The following is a 9,112-nucleotide window of genomic DNA, read 5'->3' as shown; positions in this document are numbered from 1 at the left end:
GTGCCGCACAGCGCCGCCAGCAAGGCGCTGGTGGTGGCGATGAACAGGCTGTTCTTCAGCGCTTCGACCAGGAACGGGTTCGCCAATGCCTTGCCGTACCATTGCACCGAAAAGCCGGTGAACTCGCTGGCATGGTGACCGGCGTTGAAGGAGAACAGCACGACGAGTGCGATCGGCAGATAGAGGAAAGCGAAGACGGCAATGACGAAGGCGCGCATCAGATCAGATCCACCCGGCGCGCGCCCGAAACCCGGGTCGAGATGCGGTTGGCGGCAATCAGCACCACCACCGATACCAGCACCAGTGTGATGGCGATGGCCGATCCGAACGGCCAGTTGCGCGATTGCAGGAACAGGTCGACCAGCGCATTGCCGATGAAGAACACCTTGCCGCCGCCAAGCAGCGTCGGGATCAGATATTCGCCGAGCAGCAGGATCATGACCAGCGAGAAGCCGGTCATGACGCCCGGCAACGACAGTTTCAGGGTCACGCCCAGGAAAGTCGATAATGGCGTGGCGCCGAGATCGGCGGAGGCTTCCAGCAGCCTGCGGTCAAGCCGTTCGAGGCTGACATAGATCGGCAGGATCATCAGCGGCAGGTAGCCATAGACGATGCCGAGCAGCACCGCGCCCGGCGTGTTGATCAGCCTGACATCCTCGATGCCGACAAAGGCGAGCAGCGCCGGAATGCCGCGCCCGCCCAGAATGTACATCCAGGCATAGGTCCGCATCAGCAGGCTGGTCCAGAACGGAATGACGACCAGCGCCAGCAGGATCAGCCGCCAGCGCTGCGGCGCGCGCAAGGCGAGATAGTAGGCAACGGGATAAGCGACGAGCAGGCAGGCGAGCGCTCCCACCGGCGCCAGCACCATGGTGTTCCAGAAGGCGGTCGCCCGCGCCGGAAGATTGGCATATTGCGCCAGCGTAAAGGCGGCCTGATAGCCGCCTTCCGGTGCGCGTTCGCCGACGCTGAACACGGCGATGGCGATGAACGGCAGCACCAGGAACACCACCAGCCACGCGGTCGCCGGACCGAGCAGCATGGCGGTCAGAAAATTCCTGCGAAGACGGCTGCCGTGCATTGAAAGATTGCCCCGGTGCCGGCGGGCATAAACCCGCCGGTCAAATTATCTGAGTCGAATTTGAGGCCGTCGCTCAGGCCGACTTGAAGCGCGCCATCAATTCGGCGCGGCCCGGATCAGTCAACGTTGCCGCCGCGCCGAATTCCAGCGGCGTCAACAGGTCGGCTGCCGGATAGAGGATCGGGTTGTCGAGCACCTCCTTGGGCAGCAGCTTGTTGACGCGCGCATCGGTCGACGGCGCCCCATTGGCCAAATGCTCCTTCACCGCCACCTGCGGATTCATCAGGTAGTTGAGCAGCGCGTAACCGGCGGGCTTGTTCGGCGCGTCTTTCGGAATGGCATAGAAATCGGTCCAGATCTCGCCGCCTTCCTTGCCCAGCACATAGGCGATCTCGGGAATGTCGCGATGCAGCTGCGCGCCGTCATTCGTCCAGCACATGGTCATCCACGCGTCGCCGGCGCGCATCCCCGGCTGGTAGTCGGAGGAGACCGCGAACAGATGCGGCTTGACCTTCAGCAGCAGTTCCTCCGCCTTGGCCAGTTCGTCCTGCTTGAGCGAATTGAACGAGTAGCCGTAATATTTCAGCGCATTGCCGATCGTGGTCAGCTGGTAGTCATGCACCATGGTGCGGCTGTCGCCTTCCGCCATGGCGGTGTCCCAGAACTCCTTCCAGCTCGTCATCGGCTTGGTCAGCTTCTTGGTGTTGACGGCAAAGCCGGTGGTGCCCCAGTTCTTCGGCACGGCGTAGATCGTCCCATCGATCGTGCCCTCCGAGGTGAAGCGCGGATCCTCTTGCGAGCCGTCGAAATTCGGCAGCTTCGCCATCTCCAGCGGCTCGATGATGCCGAGCTTCTTGTAGGTCGAGATCGTGTAATTGGTCGGCACGAACAGGCTCCAGCCCGAGGCCCCGGCCTGCAGCTTGGCCAGCATCTCCTCATTGGAGCCGAACACGTTGACCTCGACGGCGACGCCGGTGTCCTTCTTGAAGTTCTCGAAGGTCGCCGGGTCATGATAGTTCGGCCAGGTGGCGATCGACATGCGATCGCCAAGGCCTTCCGCGGCAAAGGCCGGTGTCGGCATGATGCCGATCTCGCGCGCCATCACCGCCGTGGCAATGCCAAGGCCAGTGAGGCCGAGGAAGTCGCGGCGGCCGATCGAGCCGCGCTTCAAACGCATCAGCTGGTCGACGAAATTCTCGGGGCTTATCGGCAGTCCGTCACGATATGATTTCGACATGTTTATCTACCCTCTGGTTGGCCCCGTTGTTCTTGGTCTCCGCAAACGCCAGCGGCGTTCCGGAGGCAAAGCCGATGGCGACGGGTTCACCCGGCTTGAAGAGATTGCCGTGACCGATCAGGTGATCGGCTTTGGCCAGCAGCGTTCCGATGCCCTTGACCTCGATCGCGTATTCCGCCGTCGAGCCCAGGAATATCCGGTTGCGGACGATGCCCTTGAATGGGCCGCTTGCCTGGGCGCCGAGACTGAGCGATTCAGGACGAAGGCTGACCGAAACGACCTCGCCCTGCTGCAGGGCGGTCCGTTTGCGCGCCGCAATGACGGTGCCGTCGGCAAGCGCCACCTCCACCAGATCGCCGGTATGCCCGGCGACGGTACCGCTCAAAAGATTGGTCTTGCCGACGAAATCGGCAACAAACAGGTCGGCCGGTTCGTCATAGATCTCGCTCGGCTGCCCGAGCTGGACGATGCGGCCGCCATTCATGACGCAGACGAAATCGCTCATCGACAGCGCTTCCTCCTGGTCGTGCGTGACCAGCACGAAGGTGATGCCGATCTCGCGCTGCAGGTTCTGCAGCTCGATCTGCATGTCGGTGCGCAGCTTCTTGTCGAGCGCCGCCAGCGGCTCATCGAGCAAGAGCACCGCCGGCTTGTTGACCAGGGCGCGGGCAAGCGCCACACGCTGCTGCTGGCCGCCCGACAGTTCGTGGATCTTGCGGCGGCCATAGCCGGCGAGCCGCACCATTTCGAGCGCCTCGCCCGCCCTCGAGGCGATCTCGCGCGAAGACAGCCTTGGCCGCGCCTGGCGCAGCCCGTAGGCGACATTGTCCTCGACATCGAGATGCGGAAACAGCGCGTATTGCTGGAACACCATGTTGACCGGCCGCCGGTAGGGCGGCGTGCCGGCCATGTCCTGGCCGCGAATGAACACCTGGCCTTCGCTCGGCTGTTCGAAGCCGCCGATCATGCGCAGGCAGGTGGTCTTGCCGCAGCCGGAGGGACCGAGCAGCGCGACAAAGGCGGAGGGCGGGACAGCGAGATCGATGCCGCTGACCGCGGTCACCGCGCCATAGCGCTTGGTGACGCCGCGAAACTCGATGTCGGGCACTGCGGTCACGGCTGATGGCTCCAGCAACAGGGCAATATCGGAACGCTACCAGAGCCAATGGCCGCTAGTATATACCTCTCAGGTGGTATATCTGGTCTATTTTCTCGTTTAAGGGGGTATGCATTGTCCCGCAGCGACGAATACAGCCGGCTCGCCACGCTCGTCGCGACGACGCGGGAGACCAGCGGCGATCTCTTTGGCCAGGCGCTGGTCGAGTGGCTGCGGCAGCACGTTAGATTCGACCACTGCGTGATCTTCGGCTATCGCGGCGCCTCGCGCCCGCCGCTGCTGTTCGAGACCTTCTCGCCCACCGAGAGCCATGTGTTCGTCGCGCTCTATCAGGAAGGGCCGTATCTGCTCGATCCGTTCCATCACGCTGCGGTCGAGCGCAAGGAAGGGTTCTGGCGCATGCGCGAGCTGGCGCCGGACCGTTTCTATGCCAGCGAGTATTTCCGCTCCTATTACAGCCAGACCAGGCTGGCCGAGGAGGTCGGCTTCTTCGTGCCGCTGCCGGGCAAGGATGCGCTGGTGCTGTCGCTGATGCGGCTGCGCGCTTCAGGCCCTTTCGGCACCGCCGATGCCAGATTGCTGCGCGACATGGCTCCCGCGGTGATCAGCTTCATCAGGTTGCGCTGGCCTGCTCTTCCGGCCGACGAAACGGCGGAAGCGAAGCAGGACGAGACGGCCGCTATGGTCAACGAGTTCGACCGCGCCCATATCTGGCAGAGCCTGTCGCTGACGCCGCGCGAAAAGCATGTCGTCGACCTGGTGTTGCAGGGGCATTCGACGGAGTCGATCGCCCGCGCCATGCGCATCGTGCCGGGAACCGTGAAGGTCCATCGCCGCAACATCTACCGCAAGCTCAAGATCAAGTCGCAGGCCGGCCTGTTCGCGCGCTTCGTCGAGATCATCGATGCACGGATCCGGTAGGCTCTCTAACCGCCGGCTTCCCACGACCCGGTCTCGGCCATCCGCTTCAGCAACCGCGCCGGCTTGAACACATCCTTGCCCGTCCGTTGATGCCAGTATTCGAGCCGCTCGATGATCCTGGCCGGACCTTCAAGGCCAACCCAGAACATCGGTCCGCCCTTGCCGATGGGAAAGCCGTAGCCATTGACCCAGACGACATCGATGTCGGACGCACGGGCCGCTATGCCTTCCTCCAGGATCTTGGCGCCCTCGTTGATCAGGGGGTAAAGCGTGCGCTCTACGATTTCCTCCGCACTGATCGCACGCGGTGCGATACCGTTCTCGGCGGCCTTGTCGCGGATCAGCGCTTCAACCTCGGGATCCGGCACTGGCGTGCGCGCGCCAGCCTCATAGAGATAAAAACCCCGACCGGTCTTCTGGCCGAAGCGTCCTTGTTCGCACAGCGTGTCGGCGATCACGGCTTTCTGGCCGCGTGCCTTGCGGTTGCGCCAGCCAATGTCGAGGCCGGCGAGATCGCCCATTTGGAACGGCCCCATCGGCCAGCCGAAATCGGTGAACACCTGGTCGATCTGGCTGGGCGTTGCGCCTTCCAGAAGAAGCGCTTCCGATTCCGAGCCCCGCGCGGCAAGCATGCGGTTGCCGACGAAGCCGTGGCAGACGCCGACCACGACGGCCACCTTGCCGATCCGCCTCGCCAGGTCGACTGATGTCGCCAGCGCATCGGGCGCGGTCTTCTCGGCGCGCACGATCTCCAAGAGCTTCATGACATTGGCCGGCGAAAAGAAATGCAGGCCGAGCACATCCTGCGGCCGCGAGGTCGAGGCAGCGATTTCGTTGATGTCGAGATAGGAGGTGTTGGTGGCCAGGATCGCGCCGGGCTTCGCCACGGCTTCGAGCTTGCCGAACACTTCCTTCTTGACCGCCATGTCCTCGAACACCGCCTCGACGATCAGGTCGCAATCGGCGAGATCGGCATAGTCGGTGGAGCCCTTGAACTGGGCGAGCCGCTCCCGCTTGGCGTCTTCGCTGAGCGAACCGCGCGTGACGGACACCGAGTAGTTCCTGTCGATGGTCGCCAAGCCGCGTTGCAGGGCCTCGTGGCTGGTTTCCAGCAAAATCACGGAATAGCCGCCATTGGCGAAGGCCATGGCGATGCCGCCGCCCATCGTACCGGCGCCGATGACGCCGACGCGGGCGATCCTGCGCTTGACGACGTCTTTTCCTGGAAGCTTTGCCGCCTCACGTTCGGCGAAGAACAGATGGCGCTGCGCCCGCGATTGGTCGCTGGCGACCAGCTTGACGAACAGCGCACGCTCTGCCGCCAGTGCCGCATCGAACGGCAGCGTGACGGCATTGCGCACCGACTGCGCGCAAGCGATCGGCGCCTCGAGGCCGCGCGCTTTCCTGGCAAGATCCGCAGCCCCGGCGTCGAACGCCGCGAGATCAGTCTGCTTGAGACCATCATTGCGATCGCGCACCGGCGTGAAGGGACCGCCCTTGCGGGCGATTTCCCCAGCGAAGTTCACGGCATGCGTGGTCAGATCGCCTTCGAAGACGGCATCGACGAGACCGGCGGCGTGCGCCTCGGTCGCGCCGATCGGCGCACCTGAGACGATCATCTTCAACGCCTTCACCGCGCCGACAAGGCGCGGCAGCCGTACCGTGCCACCGCCACCCGGCAGCAGGCCGAGTTTGACTTCCGGCAGGCCGAGCTTGGCGCCGGCATCGGCAACACGGAAATGGCAGCCCAGCGCCAGCTCCAGCCCGCCGCCGAGCGCGGTGCCGTGGATGGCTGCGACCGTCGGCTTGGCGATGGTTTCCAGCGTCGCCACGATGGCGCGCAGTTCGGGCTGCTGCATCGGCTTGCCGAACTCGGTGATGTCGGCGCCGGCGACAAAGGTCCGGCCGGCGCATGCAATGACGATGGCGGCAACCGACGCATCGTCGCGCAATCCGACCAGCGCCTGCATCAGCGGTTCGCGGACATGGAAGCTCAGCGCGTTGACCGGCGGATTGTCGATGGTGACGACGGCAACGTCGCCGTCGCGGCTGACCTTCACAAAATCGGACACGCAAACCTCCCAGCATTATTCAGCGGCCGTGGCCACGCGAACGGGATTTACAGCGCCATAACGTCGAAGGGAACCGGATGTCGGCCTGGCACAATGATTACAGGCCTTGAAGGTGTCTGGGACGACGAAGGCGGAGGCTACCGCAGCGCCTTCTGCCCGCCCGCCGCCGTGATCACCCCGACGATGATCAGCCCCGTCAGCAGCAACCGCACCCCGGCGCTCACCCCAAACGTGTTGAGCATGGTCAAAAGCAGCACCAGGAACAAAGCCGCGCCCCAGACGCCGGGGACATTGGCCTTGCCGCCGGCGACCGACGTGCCGCCGATGACGACGACGGCGATCGAGGCCAGCAGGTATTCGTTGCCAATGTCGACATTGGCGCCGCGGAAATAGCCGGCGAGCAGTGCGCCGTCGATGCCGCCGAGCGCGCCCGACAGCGTGTAGGTGAGGAAGCGGATGCGGCCGACATTGACACCGGCCAGCCACGCCGCGCGAATGTTCTGGCCGATCGCCAGCACCGAGCGGCCATAGATCATACGCTGCAGCGCGATGGCCGCGCCGACGGTGAACAATACCGTGAGGATCGCCAGCACCGGAATGCCCAGCACCTGCCAGTTGGCGAAATCGGCGAAGCCCGGCGGCGGCTTGATCTGCAGCCCGCGGCCATAGCTGATGTCGATCGACTGGATGATGAAGCTGGCCGATAGCGTGGCGATGATCGGCGGGATGCGCAGCGCCCAGATCAGCAGGTAGTTGGCGGCGCCGATCGCCGCCCCGCAGGCAAGTGCCGCCAAAAGCCCGACCGCGATCATGGAATCGTTGCCGTCCATCACCTTCATCGCGACGGCGCTGGCAAGGCCGATATTGGCCGGCAGCGACAGGTCGACATTGCCTGGTCCCAGCGTGATGACGAACATCTGGCCGACGCCGACAATGACGGTGAATACCGCCAGCGAAAGGGCTGCCGTCACCATGCCACCCCCGCCATAGCCGCCGGTGAAGGCGATCGTCGCCAGCCACACCAGCAGCGCGCCGAGGAACGACCAGATCCAGGGTTTGGTAAGCAGCGATCTCACCGATGTCATCGCTCACCTCTCCTTGCGGCTGATCAGCACGCGCGCCGCCAGCACGATGATCAGGATGGCGCCGTTGGCGGCCACCTGCCAGTCGGGTGGAATGTGCATGAAGGTGAGCAGCGGCGAGGCGGCCAGCGCCAGCGTCAGCGCGCCGATCACCGCACCGATCGGCGACACCCGGCCGCCGACGAATTCGCCGCCGCCGAGGATGACGCCGGCGATCGCCAGCAGCGTGTAGCCATTGCCGATATTGGCATCGGCCGAGGTGGTGATGCCGATCAGCGCCATGCCGGACAGCACGCCGAACAGGCCGGCGAGCGCAAACAGCACGATCTTGGTTCGGAGCAGCGACCAGCCGGCGCGACCGAGTGCCGCCGGATTGCCGCCCGAGCCGCGCAAGATCACGCCATAGGAGGTGCGCATCAGGCCGAAATGGACGATGAGGCCGATCAGCAGCGCGGCGATGATCGGAAACGGCACGAAAGGCGGCTTGAACGCCATCAGCCCGAGCAGCCAGTCCGGCGCCTTGCCGCCCGGTTTGGGCAGGACGAGAATCGCGAGCCCCTGCCAGACGAAGCTCATGCCGAGCGTCACCACGATGGACGGCAAATTGCGCAGATGGATCAGTGCGCCGAGCAGCGCATAGACGCCGATCGATCCGAGCAGGATGGCGGCGCCGATGAGCGGCGCGTCCTTCAGCCAGGTCGCGGTGACACAGCCGACGAAGCCGACGAAAGTGCCGATCGACAGGTCGAGCTCGTTTCCGGCAATGACGAACATCTGCGCGATCGTCGCCAGCGCGATCGGGATCGCCAGGTTCAGCATCAGGCTGAAGCCGAAATAGCTGATGGCGCGCGGGTTGAGCCAAGCGATGGCGAGCAGCACCAGCGCCAGCGACAGCGCCGGCAGCAGCCCGCGCAGCAAGCGCGCACGGGCCAGCGCGCCACGTTCGGCGGAAGTCCTGGCAGCGGTGTCGAGGCTGGCGGCCGTCATCTCAGGCCGCATCGCCGAAGGAGGACTGGATGATCTTCTCTTCGGTCAACTCGTCGCGACGCAGATTGGCGACGATGCGGCCGTTCTTGAAGACATAGATGTGGTCGCAATTGTCGAGCTCTTCGGTTTCCGTGGTGTACCAGAGGAAGGTACGGCCGCGGGCAGCCTCCTCGCGCACGAGGTCGTAGACCTCCAGCTTGGTGCCGATGTCGACGCCACGCATCGGGTCGTCCATCAGCACGATCTGTGCATCCGAGCCGAGCGCACGCGCAAACAGCGCCTTCTGCTGGTTGCCGCCCGATAGCGAGAAAATGTTGTTGTTCATATCAGGCGTACGGATGCCGATCTTCTTCTGCCAGAATGCAGCAAGCTCGGCCTCACGCTGCGGCGAGATCAGCAGCCCGCTGCGCAGCCGCGCCAGCGAGCGGATGCCGATGTTCTCAGCAATCGACCATTGCGGAAAGATACCGTCCGACTGGCGGTCGCCGGCGACCAGCGCCACCGGTGCGGTCACCTCGATGCTGGCCCGGGCGCGCGATGCCCCGCTAAAGATCGCCAGCAGCAGGTCGGTCTGGCCATGTCCCGCAAGCCCGGCAAGGCCGATAATCTCACCGG

General features: G+C 64.5%; 8 protein-coding genes and 1 pseudogene. 1 reads left to right on the top strand and 8 read right to left on the bottom strand.

Annotated features, from left to right (window positions below):
• The 4 genes and pseudogenes from EN949_RS29045 to EN949_RS29030 all read right to left on the bottom strand — a co-directional run.
• Nucleotides 1-218 (bottom strand): annotated as a pseudogene (locus EN949_RS29045) (ABC transporter permease); the annotation flags it as partial.
• Nucleotides 218-1,081: an ABC transporter permease gene (locus tag EN949_RS29040; protein WP_013528934.1), complete on the bottom strand. Its 864-nt coding sequence runs from the start codon at nt 1,079-1,081 to the stop codon at nt 218-220. The pseudogene EN949_RS29045 and the gene EN949_RS29040, both read right to left, overlap by 1 nt.
• Before the next feature lie 73 nt (nt 1,082-1,154).
• Nucleotides 1,155-2,318, bottom strand: a complete 1,164-nt coding sequence (locus EN949_RS29035; RefSeq protein WP_063173327.1) for a spermidine/putrescine ABC transporter substrate-binding protein — start codon at nt 2,316-2,318, stop codon at nt 1,155-1,157.
• The gene (locus EN949_RS29030; RefSeq protein WP_127367392.1) at nt 2,299-3,435 is read right to left on the bottom strand and encodes an ABC transporter ATP-binding protein; all 1,137 of its coding nucleotides are present in this window, start codon (nt 3,433-3,435) and stop codon (nt 2,299-2,301) included. Before EN949_RS29030 ends, EN949_RS29035 begins: the two co-directional genes overlap by 20 nt.
• A gap of 114 nt (nt 3,436-3,549) precedes the next feature.
• On the opposite strand from EN949_RS29030, the gene EN949_RS29025 reads away from it, so the two are divergent.
• Nucleotides 3,550-4,356, top strand: coding sequence for a LuxR C-terminal-related transcriptional regulator (locus EN949_RS29025; RefSeq protein WP_024504754.1), 807 nt, complete (start codon nt 3,550-3,552; stop codon nt 4,354-4,356).
• 5 nt (nt 4,357-4,361) lie between these two features.
• Here the strand turns inward: EN949_RS29025 and EN949_RS29020 are convergent, their stop codons facing one another.
• From EN949_RS29020 to EN949_RS29005, 4 genes are all read right to left on the bottom strand, one after another.
• On the bottom strand, nt 4,362-6,428 hold the full coding sequence (locus EN949_RS29020; protein WP_127366993.1) for a 3-hydroxyacyl-CoA dehydrogenase NAD-binding domain-containing protein: 2,067 nt from the start codon (nt 6,426-6,428) through the stop codon (nt 4,362-4,364).
• Nucleotides 6,429-6,565: 137 nt separating this feature from the next.
• Nucleotides 6,566-7,513 (bottom strand): ABC transporter permease, encoded by a 948-nt coding sequence (locus EN949_RS29015; RefSeq protein ID WP_127366994.1) that lies wholly within the window; start codon nt 7,511-7,513, stop codon nt 6,566-6,568.
• A gap of 3 nt (nt 7,514-7,516) precedes the next feature.
• Nucleotides 7,517-8,497, bottom strand: a complete 981-nt coding sequence (locus EN949_RS29010) for an ABC transporter permease (protein WP_024504757.1) — start codon at nt 8,495-8,497, stop codon at nt 7,517-7,519.
• A gap of 1 nt (nt 8,498) precedes the next feature.
• Nucleotides 8,499-9,112, bottom strand: a 614-nt coding sequence (locus EN949_RS29005; protein WP_164782570.1) for an ATP-binding cassette domain-containing protein, incomplete at its 5' end; no start/stop codon positions are given.

The sequence above is a fragment of the Mesorhizobium sp. M7A.F.Ca.US.007.01.2.1 genome (assembly GCF_003998165.1).
Classification (GTDB): Bacteria; Pseudomonadota; Alphaproteobacteria; order Rhizobiales; family Rhizobiaceae; genus Mesorhizobium; species Mesorhizobium ciceri.
The sequence above is the reverse complement of the archived record's forward strand: the minus strand, read 5'-3'. Positions and strand labels throughout refer to the sequence as shown.